An 18,423-nucleotide genomic window follows, 5' to 3' on the forward strand; every position below is an offset into this window, starting at 1 on the left:
CTTCCACCTTGATCAGCACGGCGCCTTCGCTGACGCGGGAGCCGAGCTGGACCAGCACTTCCTTGACCGTGCCTTCGATCGTGCAGGGCACATCCATCGTCGCCTTGTCGGATTCGAGGGTGGCGATGGCATCGTCGATCTTGATGCTGTCGCCGACCTTGACGAACAGGTCGATGACCGGCACATCGGAAAAATCGCCGATATCGGGAACTTTGACTTCAACGAGACTCATGGTCACTCTCCCTTAGACGATCATGCGACGCATGTCGGCCAGCAGTTCGGCGACATAGACGTTGAAGCGGGTGGCCAGCGCGCCGTCGATGACGCGGTGGTCGGCGGTCAGCGACAGCGGCAGGGTCAGGCGCGGCACGAATTGCTTGCCGTCCCACACCGGCTTCATGGCCGACTTGTTGACGCCGAGGATGGCGACTTCCGGCGCATTGACGATAGGCGCGAAGTAGGTGCCGCCGATGCCGCCCAGGCTGGAAATGGTGAAGCAGGCGCCGGACATGTCGGCCGGCTTCAGCTTGCCGTCACGGGCCAGCTTGGCCAGTTCGCCGGTTTCCTTGGCGATTTCGAAGACGCCCTTCTTGTCGGCATTCTTGACCACCGGAACGACCAGGCCGTTCGGGGTGTCGGCCGCGAAGCCGATGTTGAAATACTTCTTCAGCACCAGGTTGTCGCCGTCGAGCGAGGCGTTGAATTCCGGGAAGCGCTGCATGGCCTTGACGCAAGCCTTGATCAGGAAGGCGAGCATGGTCAGCTTGTTGCCGGTCTTCTCGTTTTCCTTGTTCAGCTGGACGCGGAAGGCTTCGAGGTCGGTGATGTCGGCATCTTCGTGATAGGTCACGGCCGGGATCATGACCCAGTTGCGCGACAGGTTCTGGCCGGAGATCTTCTTGATGCGCGACAGCGGCTTGACCTCGATTTCACCGAACTTGGCGAAGTCGACCTTCGGCCAGGGCAGCAGGTCGAGCACGCCACCGCCGGTGACACCGCCGCCAGCCGTGGCGACCGGGCCGGAAATGGCACCGGACAGCACGCCCTTGACGTACTTGGTCAGGTCTTCCTTGACGATGCGGCCCTTCGGACCGGTGGCGGCGACCTTGCTCAGGTCGATGCCGAGTTCGCGGGCATAGGCGCGGACCGACGGCGAGGCGTGGACCTTGGAGCCGATGGGCAGGGCCGGAGCCAGTGCGGCGGCAGCGGCGGGGGCGGCAGCCGGTGCGGCAGCAACCGGGGCCGGCGCAGCAGCGGCCGGAGCGGGAGCGGCGGCTTGCGGTGCGGCAGCCGGAACCGAAGCGGCGGAACCGCTTTCGACCTTGATCAGGACGGCGCCTTCGCTGACCTTGGAACCGAGCTGGACCAGCACTTCCTTGATCACGCCGGCAACGGTGCTCGGCACGTCCATGGTGGCCTTGTCGGATTCCAGCGTGGCGATTGCGTCGTCGACCTTGATGCTGTCGCCGACCTTGACGAACAGGTCGATGACCGGCACGTCGGAGAAGTCGCCGATATCCGGCACCTTGACTTCGACCACGCCACCGCCGGCAGCGGGGGCGGCAGCCGGGGCAGCGGCAGCCGGAGCCGCTGCGGCCGGCGCGGGAGCAGCGGCTTGCGGGGCCGGGGCGGCCGCGGCAGCGCCGCTTTCGACCTTGATCAGGACGGCGCCTTCACCGACCTTGGAACCTAGCTGGACGAGGATTTCCTTGACCACGCCTTCGACGGTGGAAGGCACGTCCATGGTCGCCTTGTCGGATTCCAGGGTGACGATGGCATCGTCGATCTTGATGGTGTCGCCGACCTTGACGAACAGGTCGATGACCGGAACTTCGTCGAAATCGCCGATATCCGGGACTTTGACTTCGATGATTTGGCTCATTGTCGTCTCCTCCCGATTAAACCGACATCGGATTCGGCTTGGCCGGATCCAGGTTGTACTTGACCAGTGCGGCGGCAACCTTCTCGCGCTCGATCTTGCCTTCGTCGGCCAGGGCCTTCAGGGCAGCCAGGGTGACCCAGTGGCGATCGACCTCGAAGTGGTGGCGCAGCTTCTCGCGGGTGTCGGAACGACCGAAGCCGTCGGTGCCCAGCGTGACGTAGGTGTTCTTGACGAACGGGCGGATCTGCTCGGAGAACAGCTTGATGTAGTCGGTCGCGGCAACCACCGGGCCTTCGGCGCCGGCCAGCTTCTGCTCGACGTGCGACAGCTTCGGCGCTTCGAGCGGATGCAGCAGGTTCCAGCGGGCGGTGTCCTGGCCGTCGCGGGCCAGTTCGTTGAACGACGGGCAGCCCCAGATGTCGGCTTCGACGCCCCAGTCGGCCTTGAGCAGGTCGGCGGCGGCGATGACTTCGCGGAAGATGGTGCCGGAACCCAGCAGCTGCACGCGCAGCTTGCCTTCGCCGCCCTTCTTGAACGCATACATGCCCTTGATGATGTCGGCTTCGGCGCCCACCGGCATTTCCGGGTGCTCGTAGTTCTCGTTCATCACCGTCAGGTAATAGAAGACGTCTTCCTGCTCGACGTGCATGCGGCGCATGCCGTCCTGGGCGATGACGGCGACTTCGTACTGGAAGGTCGGGTCGTAGGAGACGCAGTTCGGGATCAGGTTGGACAGGATCAGGCTGTGGCCGTCTTCGTGCTGCAGGCCTTCGCCGTTCAGCGTCGTGCGACCGGCGGTGCCGCCGATCAGGAAGCCGCGGGCGCGTTGGTCGCCGGCGGCCCAGCACAGGTCGAGCACGCGCTGCATGCCGAACATCGAGTAGCAGATGTAGAACGGAATGGTCTGCACGTTATGCACGGAGTACGAAGTGGCGGCGGCGATCCAGTCGCTCATCGCGCCCGACTCGTTGATGCCTTCCTGCAGCACCTGGCCGGTCTTCGACTCCTTGTAGAACATCAGCTGGTCGTGGTCTTCCGGCACGTAGTTCTGGCCTTCCTGGTTCCAGATGCCGACCGAGCGGAACATGCCTTCCATGCCGAAGGTGCGGGACTCGTCCGGCACGATGGGCACGACGTTCTTGCCGACATTCTTGTCCTTCAACATCATGTTCATGATGCGGACGATGGCCATCGTCGTGGACAATTCGCGGCCTTCGCCGGATGCCTTGAGCAGGGCGGCAAAGGTGTCGAGCGGCGGGATGGCCAGCGGCTCGGCCTTGCGGCGGCGCGACGGCAGGAAACCGCCGAGGTCCATGCGGCGTTGGCGCATGTACTGGTATTCCGGCGAATCCTCGGCGAACTTCAGGTACGGCAGTTCTTCCAGCTGGTCGTCGGCGATCGGCAGGTTGAAGCGGTCGCGGAAGCGGCCGATCTGCTCCTTGTCCATCTTCTTCTGCTGGTGCGAAATGTTCATCGCTTCGCCGGCCTGGCCCATGCCGAAGCCCTTGATGGTCTTGGCCAGGATCAGGGTCGGGGCGCCCTTGTGGGTGACGGCGGCGTTGTAGGCGGCGAAGATCTTGAAGATGTCGTGGCCGCCGCGGTTCAGCGCCCAGACTTCGTCATCGGTCCAGTCGGCGACCAGCGCCTTCAGTTCCGGGGTGTTGAAGAAGTTTTCGCGGACGTAGGCGCCGTTCTTGGCCTTGAAGGTCTGGTACTCGCCGTCGCACAGTTCCATCATGCGCTTCTTCAGGATGCCGGTCTTGTCGCGCTGGAGCAGGGCGTCCCAGTGGGTGCCCCAGATCAGCTTGATGACGTTCCAGCCGGCGCCGCGGAATTCGGATTCGAGTTCCTGGATGATCTTGCCGTTGCCGCGTACCGGGCCGTCCAGGCGCTGCAGGTTGCAGTTGATGACGAAAATCAGGTTGTCCAGCTTCTCGCGGCCGGCCATGCCGATGGCGCCCAGCGATTCGACCTCGTCGGTCTCGCCGTCGCCGAGGAAGGCCCACACCTTGCGGCTCTCGGCCTTGGCGGCGTCGATCAGGCCGCGCGAAGCGAGGTACTTCATGAAGCGGGCCTGGTAGATGGCCTGGATCGGGCCGAGGCCCATCGACACGGTCGGGAACTGCCAGAAGTCCGGCATCAGCCACGGGTGCGGGTAGGAGGAAATGCCCTTGCCGTCGGTTTCCTGGCGGAAGTTGTCCATCTGCGATTCGGACAGGCGGCCGAGCATGAAGGCGCGGGAATAGACGCCGGGCACCGAGTGGCCCTGGAAGAAGATCAGGTCGCCGCCGGTGTCGTGGTCGATGCTCTTCCAGAAATGCGAAAAGCCGACGTCGTAGAGGGCGGCGGCGGAGGCGAAGGAGGCGATGTGGCCGCCGACGTTGGTGTCCTTGTTGGCGCGGACGACCATGGCCATCGCGTTCCAGCGGATATAGGAGTGAATCTTGATTTCCATGTCGGCATTGCCCGGGTACTTCGGCTGCTGGTCGACAGGGATGGTGTTGATGTATTCGGTATTGGCCGAGTAGGGGATGTCCACGCCATTCAGGCGGGCCTGGCCGATGACTTTCTCGATCAGGTAATGGGCGCGGGTCGGACCTTCGATGTTGATGACGCCTTCGAGGGCATCCATCCATTCTTTTGTTTCCTGCGGATCGAGGTCGGCAGGATCAGGCAGTGCATTCGGCTGGTTGGCCATGTTTGTCTCCACGGTTGGTGTTCATTCTGTTTTGCCTGTTGAGCAAAACAACTTTACTCCTAGCGGGCCGGTTCGCGTGCCCGTATTTTCCCTAATGCGTGTTTCGCATTGTAAAAACAAAATTCGCATCGTGCAATAAAGGCGAGCATGTTTTTTGACTATTTCGGGTTAGGGAAAACACGTAGGACGGCATGCCCGCAGGGGGCATTCCGTCCGGCGTTTTTGGGGAGGGAAGGGGCTAGAGGCTGGCCCAGCGGGCCACGGTGCTGCCGAAGAAGGCAGTGACGATCAGGGCGATCGGGGCGAGGGCGATGAAGACCTGCAGCACGCGGGCGATGAAGGGATGGGCGACGTGCGATTCAATGAAGCAGCGGGCGACAACGACGCCCTTGATCCACATGATCGCGGCGACGACCAAGGGCAGCCAGGAGACGTCGCGGAACCATTCGCCGAGGCCGAGGCTGAGCAGGGTCAGCGCAACCAGCGCCAGCCAGGCGGCGGTGATCAGGGCGAAATGGTCCTTGGCGGGCATGGTCAGGCGAGCACGTAGAAGAAGGGGAAGATGACCAGCCAGATGATGTCGGTGGCGTGCCAGTAGCTGGCCAGGGCCTCCAGGCCGACGTAGTCCTCGGCAGTGTAGCCGCGGAAGAGCAGGCGGGCGAGCACCCACAGGATGCCGAGGATGCCCCAGGTGGCATGCACCAGGTGGTTGAAGGTCAGGTAATAGTAGACGGTGAAGAAAATGCCCGATTCGCCGTTGATGCTGTGCGCCAGGTTCCAGTTGATCTCGAGGATTTTCGCCACCGGGTAGCCGAGGGCGATGACCAGCCCGGCGACCAGCCAGAGCACGGCGCTGCGGTGTTTGTCCTGGCGGATGGCGTTGACCGAGCAGGCGATGCAATAGCTGCTGGTGATCATCAGCAGGGTGATGCTGGTGCCGGCCAGGATGTTCAGGCGCTGGGCGCCTTCGTGGAAGGCGTCCGGAAAATGGGCGCGGGCGATGAAATAAACCGCGAACAGCACGGCGAACTCGACGAATTCGCAGGTGATGCCGACCCAGATGCCCTTGTTGCCGGGAATGCGCCGGGTGGGGTCTTCGGGAGGGGCGAGTTCGAGCGTGGCGGTATTCATGGCGGGGCTGGCGGGGCAATGCGGACATTGTTCCCGCCATGTCGCCGCGGGGCATTGATGTCCATCAATGGCGCCTTGTTTGTGACACAAGGTGAAAAGATTGTTTGGCTTGCGTTGTATCAAATCCACAAAAATAGACCTTCCTATAATCATGGGTTTCCAGGTGATTTCCCGAGGAGTCGATATGGCGGCAGTCATGCCCGCACCGGCAGCCAGCCGGATCCTGATGTCCGGCAACGAAGCGGTCGCCCGCGCGGTCTGGGAGGCCGGCGTCAAGGTGGCCGCGGCCTATCCCGGTACGCCGTCGACCGAGATGCTCGAAGTCATTTCGACCTATCCGGACATCTATGCCGAGTGGTCGGTGAACGAGAAGGTGTCGCTGGAGGTGGCCATCGGCGCCGCCTATGCCGGCTCCCGTTCTTTCTGCTGCATGAAGCATGTCGGCATGAACGTCGCGTCCGACGCCCTGATGACCCTGACCCTGACCGGCGTGGTCGGCGGCCTGGTCATCGCCATCGCCGACGACGTCGGCCTGTCGTCGTCGCAGAACGAGCAGGATTCCCGCTACTGGGGCCGCTTCGCGCACGTGCCGGTGTTCGAGCCCGCCGATTCGCAGGAGGCCTACGCCATGACCCTGGCCGCCTACGCGCTGTCGGAAAAGCACCAGGTGCCGGTCATTCTGCGCATGACCACCCGCATCAACCACGTCAAGGCGCTGGTCACCGTCGGTGAGCGCCAGGGGCATGTCGGCGCCGGTTTCAAGAAGGACCCGTCGCGCTTCGTGATGGTGCCGGGCAACGCCGGCAAGCGCATTCCGCTGATGTTCCGGCGCGACGACACGCTGCGCGCCGAGTCCGAAGCGTCGTCGCTCAACGTCATCGAAGCGGGCAGCGACAAGCGCGTCGGCTTCATCACCTCCGGCCCGGCCTACATGCACGTCCGCGAATCCTTCCCCGAGGCGCCGGTGCTCAAGCTCGGCTTCTCGTGGCCGGTACCCTTCGACCTATGCCGCGAACTGGCGGCGCAGGTCGATCAGGTGGTGATCGTCGAGGAAGTCGAGCCGCTGATCGAAACCGAACTGAAGGCCCAGGGCCTCAGGGTCATCGGCAAGGACATCCTGCCGCTGCAGGGCGAGCTGGCGCCGCCGGTCATCAAGCCGGCCATCGCCCGCCTGCTCGGCGAGCCGGTCGACGAGGCGCCGCTGCGGGTCCGCCCGGCCCAGGTCTTCCCGCGGCCGCCGACCATGTGCGTGGCCTGCCCGCACCTCGGCGTCTATTACACGCTGTCGCAGGTGCGCAATCTCAACATCTCGGGCGACATCGGCTGCTACACGCTGGGTGCCGGCCATCCGTGGCAGGCGATGGACACCTGCGTCTCGATGGGCGCCTCGATGGGCGTTGCACTCGGTATGGACAAGGGGCGCGGCGAATCCGACAAGGACAAGCGCATCGTCGCCGTGATCGGCGATTCGACCTTCCTGCACATGGGCATGCAGGGCCTGCTCGACATGGTGTACAACAAGGCCAACGTCACCGTCATGCTGCTCGACAACCGCGCGGTGGGCATGACCGGCGGCCAGGACAACCCGGGCAATGGCCGCGACATCCACGGCGAGGAAGCGCCGCGCATCGACTTCGCCAAGCTGGTCGAGGCGCTGGGCGTCAAGAAGGAGCGCGTGCACGTCGTCAATCCCTACGAATTGCCGGTGCTGTTCAAGACCATCCGCGACGAGGTCAAGGTGCCCGAGGTGTCGGTCATCATCACCGACCAACCTTGCGTGCTGATCAAGGACTACCACAAGCTGAAACCCTTCGAGGTCATCGAAGACAAGTGCACCGGCTGCGGCAACTGCATCGACGTCGGCTGTCCGGCCATTCACGTCACCCGGCGTGCCAAGGAGGTCAAGCCGAGCGGTCGCGAGGTCGATCTCGCCTTCGTGCGCATCGAGTCGTCGGTGTGCACCGGTTGCACGCTGTGCGTCCAGCCCTGCGCGCCGGGCGCCATCGTCCATTACGCGCCGGTATCGCCGATCAAGCTGGTGACCAAGGGAGGCTGTTCGGCATGAGTCAGACCACCAATATTCTCGTCGTCGGTATCGGCGGCCAGGGCGTCATGACTGCCACCGAAATCCTCGCCGAGGCCGCCATCGCGCTCGGCCACGATGCCAAGAAGACCGAAGTCGCCGGCATGGCGCAGCGCGGCGGCGTGGTGTCGTCGCACCTGCGCTTCGGGCCGCGCGTGCTGTCGCCGCAGATCGCCCCGGGCGAGGCCGACGTGTTGCTCGCCTTCGAGGCGGCCGAAGGCCTGCGCTGGATGCACATGCTGCGTCCGGGGGCGGCGGCGCTGGTCAACGACTCGCGCTTCGTGCCGCCGGTGGTCGAGTTGGGCTTGTACGATTACCCGGCCGATCCGGTCGCGGAGATGAAGGCGGGCAGCGCCCGCGTCGTCGCCTTCGATGCCACGACCATCGCCCAGGGGCTGGGCGACATTCGCCTCGGCAATACCGTGATGCTGGGCGCGATCGCCGACCAGCTGCCCTTCTCGGCGGAGATCCTGCTCGATTGCGTGCTCAAGCGTTTCCAGCGCAAGGGCGAGCAGGTGGTCGCGCTGAACCGCAAGGCTTTCGAGGCCGGACGCGCCGCCGTTGGCGCCGCCGAAGCAGCCGCCGCCTAGTTCTGATAAAATTCGCGCCAAATCAAAGGGAAAGGCAGGCGCCTTTCCCCTTTTCTTTTTTGATGGATGCGACGATGACGGCACAAATTATCGACGGCAAGGCGCTTGCGGAAGAGCTGCGCCAAAGCTTCAAGACCCGCGTGGAGGCACTCGCGGCCAAGGGCCACAAGCCCGGCCTGGTGGTCATTCTGGTCGGCGAAGACCCGGCTTCCCAGGTTTACGTGAAGAACAAGGTCAATGGCTGCCTGGCCATCGGCATGCATTCCGAAAAGATCGTTTACGACCGCGATGTCGACCAGCAGGTCGTCCTCGACAAGATCGCCGAACTGAACGCCGATCCGTCCATCCACGGCATCCTGGTGCAACTGCCGCTGCCCAAGCATTTCGACGAGGAGAAAGTGCTCGAAGCCATCTCCGCCGAGAAGGACGTCGACGGCTTCCACGCCGAGAACGTCGGCGCGCTGTCGCAGGGCGCCCCGCGCTTCATCCCGTGCACCCCGTACGGCGTGATGAAGATGTTCGAGAAGGGCAATGTCGACCTGACCGGCCAGGAAGCCGTGGTCATCGGCCGTTCCAACATCGTCGGCAAGCCGATGGCGATGCTGCTGATCAACGCCGGCGCCACCGTCACCGTCTGCCATTCGAAGACGAAAGACCTGAATTTCCACACCCGGCGCGCCGACATCGTCGTCGCCGCCGTCGGCAAGCCGAAGTTCGTCAAGGGCGACATGATCAAGCCCGGCGCCGTGGTCATCGACGTCGGCATCAACCGCCTGCCGGACGGCAAGCTGTGCGGCGACGTCGATTACGCCGACTGTCTCGAAGTCGCCGGCCAGATCACCCCGGTCCCGGGCGGTGTCGGCCCGATGACCATCACCATGTTGCTGGCCAATACCATCGAGGCCGCCGAACGCAAGGCAGGGATCCGCTAAATGAACGCCGCTCACCAACCGCTCGTCGGGGTCGTCATGGGCTCCGATTCCGACTGGCCGACCATGCAGGCCGCCGCCGTCATCCTCAAGGAATTCGGCGTCCCCTTCGAGGCTCGCGTCGTTTCCGCCCACCGCACCCCGGACCTGCTGTTCGACTACGCCGCCATGGCCGGCGAGCGCGGCCTCAAGGCGATCATCGCCGGGGCCGGCGGCGCCGCCCACCTGCCGGGCATGCTGGCCGCCAAGACCACCGTGCCGGTGCTCGGCGTGCCGGTCCAGTCCAAGGCGCTGTCCGGCGTCGATTCGCTGCATTCCATCGTCCAGATGCCGAAGGGTATCCCGGTCGCCACCTTCGCCATCGGCGAAGCCGGCGCCGCCAATGCCGCGCTGTTCGCCGTCGCCATGCTGGCCAACGACAATCCGGCCCTCAGCGCCAAGCTGCAAGCCTTCCGCCAGGCCCAGACCGAGAAGGTCCTGGCCATGAAGCTGCCCGAGGTATGATTCCAGCGCGCCTGCGAAGCCCTCGCTTCGTTGGCCGCGTCGCTCATTCCTCGCCGTACTTGCGTACTGTCTCGTCATTCACTCCTTGCCGCCTCGCGATCATCTTCACATGCGCACTGGAAATTCATCCTTGTCCATGATCCTCCCGCCCGCCACGCTGGGCATGCTCGGTGGCGGCCAATTGGGCCGCTTCTTCGTTTCCGCCGCCCATGAAATGGGTTACCAGGTCTGGGTGCTCGATCCGGACAAGAACAGCCCGGCCGGCCAGATCGCCGAGCGCCACTTCTGCGTCGATTACGACGACTACGCGGCGCTCGACGAATTCGCCAACGGTTGCGCGGCGATCACCACCGAATTCGAGAACGTCCCGGCCGATACGCTGGACTACCTGGCCAAGTTCGTGCCGGTGCGCCCGCATGCGGCGGCCGTCGCCGTCTGCCAGAACCGCATCGCCGAAAAGTCCTTCTTGCGCGACAACGGTTTCCCGCATGGCCCCTTCGCCGCGATCAACGGCGAAGACGACATCCGCAACGCCGATCCGGCCCTGTTCCCGGCCATCCTCAAGGTCGCCCGCTTCGGCTACGACGGCAAGGGACAGGCCACGGTCAACAACGTCGATGAGGCGCTGATCGCCTATGGCCATTTCAAGGGCGAGCATTGCGTGCTCGAACAGCGCCTGACGCTCGACTACGAAGTGTCGGTGGTCCTGGCCCGCGACGAAAACGGCCGGGTCGCCTGCTTCCCGACCGGCGAAAACCAGCACACCAAGGGCATCCTCGACGTTTCCATCGTGCCGGCGCGCACCACCGGCTGCGTCAAGAGCGACGCCGAGGATGTCGCCGCCCGCATCGCCGAAAAGCTCGGCTACATCGGCACCATGGCCGTCGAATTCTTCGTCAGCCGCGGCCAGCTGATCGTCAACGAAATGGCGCCGCGTCCGCACAACAGCGGCCACGCCACCATCGACGCCTGCGTCACCAGCCAGTTCGAACAGCAGGTGCGCGCCCTGTGCGGCCTGCCGCTGGGTGAAGCGCGGGCGCATTCGGCGTCGGTGATGGTCAATCTGCTCGGCGACCTGTGGTACGACGGTGACACCTACCGCGAACCGGACTGGGCCAGCCTGTACGCCATTCCCAACCTGAAGCTGCACCTCTACGGCAAGCACCACGCCCGTCCGGGGCGCAAGATGGGCCACTTCACGGTCATCGGCGACAACGCCGAGCAGGTGCAGAAGACCGCACTGGCCGCCCGCGCCGCCATCGGCATCAAGGACTGATGACGCCTTCCGACCTGGATTACCAGCGCGCCGTCGACCTGCTGGTCGCCGGCGAACTGGTCGCTCTGCCGACCGAGACGGTCTACGGCCTGGGGGCGGATGCCGCCAACCCGGCCGCGGTGGCCAAAATCTTCGCCGCCAAGGGCCGGCCGGCCGATCACCCGCTGATCGTCCACCTGGCCGGCCACGATGCCGTCGACCATTGGGCCGAGCAGGTGCCCGACGTCGCCTGGGAGCTGATGGAAACCTTCTGGCCCGGCCCGCTGACCCTGATCCTGAAGAAGCAGGCCTGGGTGCCGGATGCCGTCACCGGCGGCCAGGACACCGTCGGCCTGCGCGTGCCGGGGCATCCGGTGGCGCTCGAACTGCTGCGCCGCTTCGCCAACGTAAAAGGCGAGCACGCCGGCATCGCCGCGCCGTCGGCCAACCGCTTCGGGCGCATCAGCCCGACCACCGCCGGGCATGTCGCCGAGGAACTGGGCGAGCGCGTGCCGCTGATCCTCGACGGCGGTCCGTGCAAGGTCGGCATCGAATCGACCATCATCGACTGCTCGCGCGGCGAGCCGGTCATCCTGCGCCCCGGCCACATCTCGCCGGTCCATCTCGAAGCGGTGCTCGGCCGCCAGCCGGCCGTCGAAACCGCCGCCGGCGCGCCGCGCGTTTCCGGTTCGCTTGAAGCCCATTACGCGCCGGTGACGCCGCTGCGCATGGTGGCCGGTGAACGCCTGCTCGATTTCATCAACGCCCAGCGCCATCGCGGCGGCAAGTGCGCCGTGATCAGTGCCAACCAGCCGCCGCAAGCCGGCATGCCGCATGCTTGGCGCCTGATGCCGGCCGACCCGGTCGGCTATGCGCATGACCTCTACGCCGCCCTGCGCGACATGGATCACGCCGGTGTTGATTTGATCGTCGTCGAAGCCCTGCCCGCCGACGCGGCATGGGTCGCCGTCGCCGACCGCCTGCGCCGCGCCGTGGCTGGCGCCGGGCAAGCCTGAGCACGCACTAGATAGCCAGCAGCTTTTCCAGCTTGGCGGCGCAGATGAAGTCGTTTTCCGACAGGCCGCCGATGGCGTGCGTCCAGTAGCGGACGCGGACGTCCTTGTAGCCGACCGTCAGCTCGGGATGGTGGTTTTCGCGGTGCGAGACCCAGGCGACGGCATTGACGAAGGCCATCGCCGCGTAATGGTTGCGGAAGACGAAGGTCTTCTCCAGCCGTTCCCCGTCAAGCGTCCATTCCGGCAGGTCGCGCAGCATGTCCGTCGCCATCGTGACAGCCAGCGGCGCGACCCCGCCTTCGCAGGCTTGGCAACGGCGGTCGGCGAGCGAGCAGGCGCTCATGGCGGTGACTCCCGATGGATATGAACATGGGAGTGCCGAAAGGGGGGCGCAGTTCCCGCGCCAGCCATATTCCGCCCCGGGGAGAACTGTTATACACTGGCGCTCCATTCGATGGGCCGATAGCTCAGCTGGGAGAGCGCCGCGTTCGCAATGCGGAGGTCGTGAGTTCGATCCTCATTCGGTCCACCAAACAAATTCAAAAAAGCCTGATTTTTCAGGCTTTTTTGTTTTGCGCGCTGACTTAGGGTTTTCCCTCGGGGGCTTGAAATGTCGCCGGATTCGCCGAATACTGTACATGCGCCGGGTCTGCCCTGAACGAGTCGGCTTGCCCCGGTTCCACAGAGATGTTTATCGACAGAACAAGAACCCCCCGTTGGAGGATCGAGACATGACTTTGGCTGCCAAAGTGCGTACGCACAAGATTTCCAAGAACGTTACCCTGAGCGCTTCCGGCTACAACCTGGTCGGTGCCGGCTCGCCGGCCATCGAGGCGATGACCGATTTCCTGCGCGTCAACGTGGTCATGATCGGCGCCGACGAGCTGGTGGTCGAGGCCAATGCGCGGATGATTTCGCGCGGGGTGCGCATGCTGATCGTGAATGGGGCCGACGACTCGGTGCTCGGGCTGATCACCGCCCGCGACATTCTCGGCGAGAAGCCGATCCAGGTCGCCCAGGCCCGCAGCTGCAAGCGCGACGAACTGCTGGTGGCCGACCTGATGACGCCGATCGGCAGCGTCGATACGCTGTACCTGAACGAGGTGTTGCACGCCAAGGTGATCGACATCCTCAACGCCCTGAAGCATCTGGGCCGCCAGCACATCCTGGTCGAGGACGTCGACCCGGCCTCCGGCCAGCCCCGGGTGCGCGGCATGTTCTCGGCGACCAACATCGGGCGCCTGCTCGGCGTGCCGGTGCTCGGTTTCGAGCTGGCCAGCACCTTTGCCGAAATCGAGGCGGCGCTCGCTGACTGACATGTTCGCATTGGCATGACTTCTGCCGAGGAGTTGCGGCAGCTCGCTTCCGAATCGCTGCTTGCGCACTATGCCGAGTATTGCGAAGGGGCGGTGATCGTCGACGCCGAGGCGCGCATCGTCTGGATGAACGAGCGTTATCCGGAGCGCCTCGGAATCGCGGTGCCGGAATGCGTGGTCGGCCAGGAGATCGAGCAGATCATTCCCAACAGCCTGATGCGCCAGGTGGTGGAAAGCGGGCGGCCGATCATGCTCGACATCATGGAGTACGGCGAAGCCGCCTTCGTGGTCACTCGGCTGCCCCTGCACGACAAGGCGGGCAAGGTGGTCGGCGCGGTCGGCTTCATGCTCTACGACGATCCGGGGCACGTGGTTTCGCTGACGGCGAGATATCGGCGCTTGCGGCGCGACCTCGCGGAAACCCGGCAAAAGCTGGCCGAGGCGCGCAAGACCAAATATACCTTCGCCAGTTTCGTCGGCGCCGGCACGGCCAGCAGCGTCGTCAAGCAGGCGGCCCGGCGGGCGGCGCGCACGGCGGCGTCCGTGCTCATCCTCGGCGAAACGGGCACCGGCAAGGAGCTGCTGGCGCAGTCGATCCATGCGGCCAGCGGGCGCGCCGAAGCGCCTTTCGTCGCCGTCAACATCGCGGCGGTGCCGGAAACGCTGCTCGAAGCGGAGTTCTTCGGCGTCGCGCCGGGCGCCTATACCGGCGCCGAGCGCAATGGCCGGGACGGCAAGTTCAAGCTGGCCGACGGCGGCACCCTGTTCCTTGACGAAATCGGCGACATGTCGCCGGCGCTCCAGGCCAAGCTGCTGCGTACCCTGCAGGAAGGCGAATTCGAGCCGGTCGGCTCGAACCGGCTGCTGGCGGTCGATGTCCGGGTCATCGCGGCGACCAGCCGCGACCTGGAAAGGATGGTCGCCGACGGCACTTTCCGGGCCGACCTCTATTACCGGCTCAATGTCATCACCCTGCGCACGCCGCCCTTGCGCGAGCGGCTCGAGGATATCGCCCTGCTCGCCGATTACCTGGTCGATGCCATTTGCCGCAACCAGGGCATGCCGCCGCGCGGGATCGGCACCGGGGCGATCAACCGCCTGTGCCGGCACGACTGGCCCGGCAATGTCAGGGAACTGGCCAATGTGCTGGAGCGCGCCCTGCTGATGTCGGACAGCGACACCCTGGAAGCCGACGACGTGGAGAGCGTCATGCCGACGGCGCCTGTCGCGGCGGCGCCCAAGGTGGTCGGCCTGCGTCCGCTGGGCATGGCCGAGGCGGTGGCGCAGGCCGAGCGCGAGGCGATTCGCCTGGCGCTGCTCAGTTCCCGCGGCAACAAGGCCGAGGCGGCGCGCCAGCTCGGCATTTCGCGGGCCGCGCTGTACGAGAAGATGGCCGCGCTCGACGTCGACGCACAGTCGGCCTGAACTGTCTGCCGATCCGGACACCCTGTCCTGAATCGCGAACAGCCTGGCCGGCGCCGGGGCCTTCCTGATTTCTGAAATTCCATATTGATCAATTGCTTGCGCGCGGTGGCACGGGGCGTGCGTAAAGAGCGCCTTTACAACAATTGATCAAGGAGACAGTCGTGGATTTTCTGATCGTGCTGGCGTCGCTGGTATTCCTGATGTTCGTGGCCTATCGCGGCTACAGCGTCATCCTGTTTGCCCCCATCGCGGCCTTGGGTGCCGTGCTGTTCGTCGATCCGACCCTGGTCGCGCCGATGTTCACCGGCCTGTTCATGGACAAGATGGTCGGCTTCGTGAAGAACTTCTTCCCGGTCTTCCTGCTCGGCGCGGTGTTCGGCAAGGTCATCGAGCTGTCCGGCTTCTCGAAGTCGATCGTCGCGGCGGTCATCAAGCTGATCGGCCGCGAGCGCGCCATGCTCGCCATCGTGCTCGTCTGCGCGTTGCTGACCTATGGCGGCGTGTCGCTGTTCGTCGTCGTCTTCGCGGTCTATCCCTTCGCCGCCGAAATGTTCCGTCAGGGCGGCATTCCGAAGCGCCTGATCCCGGGCACCATCGCCCTCGGCGCCTTCACCTTCACGATGGACTCGCTGCCGGGTACCCCGCAGATCCAGAACATCATCCCGACCACCTTCTTCAAGACCGACATCTACGCCGCGCCCTGGCTGGGCCTCATCGGTGGCCTGTTCATCCTGGTCTGCGGCCTGAGCTACCTCGAATGGTGCCGCCGCCGCGCCGCCGCCGCCGGTGAAGGCTATGGCGAAGGTCACAGCAACGAGCCGGAACCGATCGACAGCAGCAACCTGGCCCATCCGTTGGTCGCCATCCTGCCGCTGGTCATGGTCGGCGTCATGAACAAGGTGTTCACCTCGGCCATTCCCGCCCTCTACGGAGAGAAGGTGTCGTTCATCCCGGCGGTGATCGGCAAGGCCGTGCCGGTGGTCCAGCAAACCAAGGCGGTGGCGGCCATCTGGGCGGTCGAAGGGGCGCTGCTGATCGGCATCGCGACGGTTTTCCTGTTCGCCTGGAAGATGGTCTTCAGCAAGTTCGCCGAAGGCAGCAAGGGCGCCATCGGCGGCGCCCTGCTGGCGACCATGAACACCGCCTCCGAATACGGCTTCGGCGCCGTCATCGCCGCCTTGCCGGGCTTCCTGGTGGTGGCCAACGCCCTGTCGGCGATTCCCAACCCGCTGATCAACGAGGCGATCACCGTCACCGCGCTGGCCGGCATCACCGGCTCGGCCTCGGGCGGCATGGGCATCGCGCTCGCCGCGATGGCCGAGACCTTCATCGCCAACGCCCAGGCTGCCGGCATTCCGCTCGAAGTGTTCCACCGCGTCGCCTCGATGGCCTCCGGCGGCATGGACACCTTGCCGCACAACGGCGCGGTGATCACGCTGCTCGCCGTGACCGGCCTGACCCACCGCCAGTCGTACAAGGACATCTTCGCCATCACCTGCATCAAGACGCTGGCCGTGTTCGTGGTCATTGCGGTTTTCTACGCCACGGGTATCGTCTAGGCCAACTATAAAAAGGAGGAGATGAACATGCCAGTTACCCGTCACCCGATGGCCAATTCGCTGCGCGCTTCCGACACCGGCAAGGTGGTGTCGGCCCGCGACGCGGTGCGCCTGATCCGCGATGGCGACACCGTCGCCACCGGCGGCTTCGTCGGCATCGGTTTTGCCGAAAACATCGCCGTCGCCATCGAGCAGCGCTTTCTCGAGAGCCAGGCTACCGATGCCCAGGGCCAGGGCAGCCCGCGCAACCTGACGCTGGTCTATGCCGCCGGGCAGGGCGACGGCAAGGAGCGCGGCCTCAACCACTTCGGCCACGACGGCCTGGTCGCCCGCGTCATCGGCGGCCACTGGGGCCTGGTCCCCAAGGTGCAGGCGCTGGCCGTGGCCAACCGCATCGAGGCCTACAACCTGCCGCAGGGGGTGATCACCCACCTCTTCCGCGACATCGCCGCCGCCAAGCCGGGGACGATCACCCGGGTCGGCCTCGGCACCTTCGTCGATCCGCGCTTCGGCGGCGGCAAGCTGAACGCCATGACGACCAGGGATATCGTCCGCATCATGGAAATCGACGGCGAGGAATACCTGTTCTACAAGGCCTTCCCCATCCACGTCGGCATCATCCGCGGCACGACGGCCGATCCGGACGGCAACATCACCATGGAGAAGGAGGCGCTGACGCTGGAAGCGCAGGCCATCGCGATGGCCGCCAAGAACTCGGGCGGCATCGTCATCGCCCAGGTCGAGCGGGTGGCCGAGCGCGGTACGCTCAATCCGCGCCAGGTGAAGATACCCGGCATCCTGGTCGATTGCGTGGTGGTCGCCGAGAAGCCGGAATACCACATGCAGACCTTCATCGAGCAGTACAGCCCGGCCTTCGCCGGCGAGATCAAGGTGCCGATGTCGGCCATCGCGGCGATGGAGATGAGCGAGCGCAAGATCATCGCCCGCCGGGCGGCCATGGAGCTCAAGGCCAACGCCGTGGTGAACCTCGGCATCGGCATGCCGGAAGGCGTCGCCAACGTCGCTGCCGAGGAGCACATCATCGACCTGCTGACGCTGACCGCCGAGCCCGGCGTGATCGGCGGCGTGCCGGCCGGCGGCCTGAACTTCGGGGCGGCGACCAACACCCAGGCGATCATCGACCAGCCCAGCCAGTTCGACTTCTACCAGGGCGGCGGGCTGGACATCGCCTTCCTCGGCCTGGCGCAGGCCGACAAGCAGGGCAACCTGAACGTCTCGAAATTCGGCCCGCGGCTGGCCGGTTCGGGCGGCTTCATCGACATTTCGCAGAACGCCAAGAAGGTCGTCTTCGTCGGCACCTTCACCGCCGGCAACCTGGAGGTGGCGATCGAGGCCGGCAAGCTGCACATTCGGGAAGACGGCAAGTCGGTCAAGTTCGTCGACGAGGTCGAGCACCGCACCTTCAGCGGCCCGGAAGCGGCGCGGCGCGGCAAGGAGGTGGTCTATGTCACCGAGCGCTGCGTCTTCCGGCTGACGGCGCAGGGCCTGCAACTGACCGAGATCGCGCCCGGCGTCGACCTGCAGAAGGACATCCTCGGCAAGATGGCCTTCCGGCCGATCATCGACGGCGAACCGGCAATCATGGACGCGCGCATCTTCGCCGACGGGCCGATGGGCATCCGCCCGGAACTGCTCGATGTGCCGCTGCCTGAGCGCCTGTCCTACGATGCGGCGCAAAACCTGTTCTTCCTCGACTTTTCCGGGCTGAACGTGCGCAGCGCCGACGACATCCGCCGCATCGAGGCGGCGGTCGATGCCGCGCTCGACCCGGTCGGCCACAAGGTCAACGCCATCGTCAATTACGACCGCTTCAGCATCCTGCCGGAACTGGTGGATGCCTACATCGACATGGTGAAAGGTGTCGTCGAGCGCCATTACCACGACGTGACGCGCTACACCTCGAGCACCTTCCTGCGCATGAAGCTGGGCGAGGCGCTGGAGAAGCGCCAGATCGCGCCGAAGATCAGCGGGACCGAAGCCGAGGCCAAGGCGGAGCTGGCTAAACCGTGATGAC

The 18,423-nt window shown here is 65.1% G+C and carries 16 protein-coding genes and 1 tRNA gene; 11 read left to right on the top strand and 6 right to left on the bottom strand.

What is annotated here, in order from left to right; translation table 11 throughout:
• The 5 genes from Q0P59_RS18245 to Q0P59_RS18265 all read right to left on the bottom strand — a co-directional run.
• The coding region (locus tag Q0P59_RS18245) for a biotin/lipoyl-containing protein (RefSeq protein WP_295009046.1) at positions 1–232 on the bottom strand (232 nt) is incomplete at its 3' end.
• 12 nt (positions 233–244) lie between these two features.
• On the bottom strand, positions 245–1,882 hold the full coding sequence (gene aceF, locus Q0P59_RS18250; RefSeq protein WP_295009048.1) for a dihydrolipoyllysine-residue acetyltransferase: 1,638 nt from the start codon (positions 1,880–1,882) through the stop codon (positions 245–247).
• A gap of 16 nt (positions 1,883–1,898) precedes the next feature.
• The gene (aceE, locus tag Q0P59_RS18255) at positions 1,899–4,580 is read right to left on the bottom strand and encodes a pyruvate dehydrogenase (acetyl-transferring), homodimeric type (RefSeq protein ID WP_295009050.1); all 2,682 of its coding nucleotides are present in this window, start codon (positions 4,578–4,580) and stop codon (positions 1,899–1,901) included.
• 238 nt (positions 4,581–4,818) lie between these two features.
• A complete protein-coding gene (locus tag Q0P59_RS18260) occupies positions 4,819–5,112 on the bottom strand; it encodes a hypothetical protein (RefSeq protein ID WP_295009052.1) in 294 nt (97 codons plus the stop codon).
• Positions 5,113–5,114: 2 nt separating this feature from the next.
• Complete coding sequence (locus Q0P59_RS18265) at positions 5,115–5,711, bottom strand: cytochrome c oxidase subunit 3 family protein (protein ID WP_295009054.1); 597 nt, start codon at positions 5,709–5,711, stop codon at positions 5,115–5,117.
• A gap of 184 nt (positions 5,712–5,895) precedes the next feature.
• Between Q0P59_RS18265 and Q0P59_RS18270 the strand changes: the two genes are divergently transcribed.
• The 6 genes from Q0P59_RS18270 to Q0P59_RS18295 all read left to right on the top strand — a co-directional run bounded on the left by Q0P59_RS18270 (position 5,896) and on the right by Q0P59_RS18295 (position 12,088).
• On the top strand, positions 5,896–7,776 hold the full coding sequence (locus Q0P59_RS18270) for a thiamine pyrophosphate-dependent enzyme (RefSeq protein ID WP_295009056.1): 1,881 nt from the start codon (positions 5,896–5,898) through the stop codon (positions 7,774–7,776).
• Complete coding sequence (locus Q0P59_RS18275; protein WP_295009058.1) at positions 7,773–8,384, top strand: indolepyruvate oxidoreductase subunit beta; 612 nt, start codon at positions 7,773–7,775, stop codon at positions 8,382–8,384. Before Q0P59_RS18270 ends, Q0P59_RS18275 begins: the two co-directional genes overlap by 4 nt.
• Positions 8,385–8,458: 74 nt before the next feature.
• The gene (folD, locus tag Q0P59_RS18280; protein WP_295009061.1) at positions 8,459–9,316 is read left to right on the top strand and encodes a bifunctional methylenetetrahydrofolate dehydrogenase/methenyltetrahydrofolate cyclohydrolase FolD; all 858 of its coding nucleotides are present in this window, start codon (positions 8,459–8,461) and stop codon (positions 9,314–9,316) included.
• Positions 9,317–9,817, top strand: coding sequence for a 5-(carboxyamino)imidazole ribonucleotide mutase (gene purE, locus Q0P59_RS18285; protein WP_295009063.1), 501 nt, complete (start codon positions 9,317–9,319; stop codon positions 9,815–9,817).
• Positions 9,818–9,953: 136 nt separating this feature from the next.
• Complete coding sequence (locus Q0P59_RS18290; RefSeq protein ID WP_295009065.1) at positions 9,954–11,093, top strand: 5-(carboxyamino)imidazole ribonucleotide synthase; 1,140 nt, start codon at positions 9,954–9,956, stop codon at positions 11,091–11,093.
• Complete coding sequence (locus Q0P59_RS18295) at positions 11,093–12,088, top strand: L-threonylcarbamoyladenylate synthase (RefSeq protein ID WP_295009067.1); 996 nt, start codon at positions 11,093–11,095, stop codon at positions 12,086–12,088. Before Q0P59_RS18290 ends, Q0P59_RS18295 begins: the two co-directional genes overlap by 1 nt.
• A gap of 7 nt (positions 12,089–12,095) precedes the next feature.
• Here Q0P59_RS18295 and Q0P59_RS18300 read toward each other — a convergent pair whose 3' ends face one another.
• Positions 12,096–12,431 carry a 4a-hydroxytetrahydrobiopterin dehydratase gene (locus Q0P59_RS18300; protein WP_295009069.1) on the bottom strand — a complete coding sequence of 112 codons (336 nt, stop codon included), beginning with the start codon at positions 12,429–12,431 and terminating at the stop codon, positions 12,096–12,098.
• 113 nt (positions 12,432–12,544) lie between these two features.
• Here Q0P59_RS18300 and Q0P59_RS18305 point away from each other — a divergent pair.
• From Q0P59_RS18305 to Q0P59_RS18325, 5 genes are all read left to right on the top strand, one after another.
• Positions 12,545–12,620 (top strand) — tRNA-Ala (locus tag Q0P59_RS18305).
• 199 nt (positions 12,621–12,819) lie between these two features.
• On the top strand, positions 12,820–13,404 hold the full coding sequence (locus Q0P59_RS18310; RefSeq protein WP_295009071.1) for a CBS domain-containing protein: 585 nt from the start codon (positions 12,820–12,822) through the stop codon (positions 13,402–13,404).
• 15 nt (positions 13,405–13,419) lie between these two features.
• Entirely contained in the window at positions 13,420–14,829 is a 1,410-nt protein-coding gene (locus tag Q0P59_RS18315; RefSeq protein ID WP_295009073.1) for a sigma 54-interacting transcriptional regulator, read from the top strand.
• Positions 14,830–14,990: 161 nt separating this feature from the next.
• Positions 14,991–16,388, top strand: coding sequence for a GntP family permease (locus Q0P59_RS18320; RefSeq protein ID WP_295009075.1), 1,398 nt, complete (start codon positions 14,991–14,993; stop codon positions 16,386–16,388).
• A gap of 27 nt (positions 16,389–16,415) precedes the next feature.
• The gene (locus tag Q0P59_RS18325; RefSeq protein ID WP_295009077.1) at positions 16,416–18,419 is read left to right on the top strand and encodes an acyl CoA:acetate/3-ketoacid CoA transferase; all 2,004 of its coding nucleotides are present in this window, start codon (positions 16,416–16,418) and stop codon (positions 18,417–18,419) included.
• Positions 18,420–18,423: the final 4 nt, after the last annotated feature.

Source organism: uncultured Dechloromonas sp. (genome assembly GCF_945957265.1).
Lineage (GTDB): Bacteria > Pseudomonadota > Gammaproteobacteria > Burkholderiales > Rhodocyclaceae > Azonexus.

What these genes read in the sequence shown, in the direction of transcription:
- Q0P59_RS18270 (WP_295009056.1), top strand. Translation starts at nt 5,896, where the DNA reads ATGGCGGCAGTCATGCCCGCACCGGCAGCCAGCCGGATCCTGATGTCC.
- Q0P59_RS18290 (WP_295009065.1), top strand. Translation starts at nt 9,954, where the DNA reads ATGATCCTCCCGCCCGCCACGCTGGGCATGCTCGGTGGCGGCCAATTG.
- Q0P59_RS18295 (WP_295009067.1), top strand. Translation starts at nt 11,093, where the DNA reads ATGACGCCTTCCGACCTGGATTACCAGCGCGCCGTCGACCTGCTGGTC.
- purE (WP_295009063.1), top strand. Translation starts at nt 9,317, where the DNA reads ATGAACGCCGCTCACCAACCGCTCGTCGGGGTCGTCATGGGCTCCGAT.
- folD (WP_295009061.1), top strand. Translation starts at nt 8,459, where the DNA reads ATGACGGCACAAATTATCGACGGCAAGGCGCTTGCGGAAGAGCTGCGC.
- Q0P59_RS18315 (WP_295009073.1), top strand. Translation starts at nt 13,420, where the DNA reads ATGACTTCTGCCGAGGAGTTGCGGCAGCTCGCTTCCGAATCGCTGCTT.
- aceF (WP_295009048.1), bottom strand. Translation starts at nt 1,882, where the DNA reads ATGAGCCAAATCATCGAAGTCAAAGTCCCGGATATCGGCGATTTCGAC.
- Q0P59_RS18310 (WP_295009071.1), top strand. Translation starts at nt 12,820, where the DNA reads ATGACTTTGGCTGCCAAAGTGCGTACGCACAAGATTTCCAAGAACGTT.
- Q0P59_RS18275 (WP_295009058.1), top strand. Translation starts at nt 7,773, where the DNA reads ATGAGTCAGACCACCAATATTCTCGTCGTCGGTATCGGCGGCCAGGGC.
- Q0P59_RS18260 (WP_295009052.1), bottom strand. Translation starts at nt 5,112, where the DNA reads ATGCCCGCCAAGGACCATTTCGCCCTGATCACCGCCGCCTGGCTGGCG.
- aceE (WP_295009050.1), bottom strand. Translation starts at nt 4,580, where the DNA reads ATGGCCAACCAGCCGAATGCACTGCCTGATCCTGCCGACCTCGATCCG.
- Q0P59_RS18265 (WP_295009054.1), bottom strand. Translation starts at nt 5,711, where the DNA reads ATGAATACCGCCACGCTCGAACTCGCCCCTCCCGAAGACCCCACCCGG.
- Q0P59_RS18325 (WP_295009077.1), top strand. Translation starts at nt 16,416, where the DNA reads ATGCCAGTTACCCGTCACCCGATGGCCAATTCGCTGCGCGCTTCCGAC.
- Q0P59_RS18300 (WP_295009069.1), bottom strand. Translation starts at nt 12,431, where the DNA reads ATGAGCGCCTGCTCGCTCGCCGACCGCCGTTGCCAAGCCTGCGAAGGC.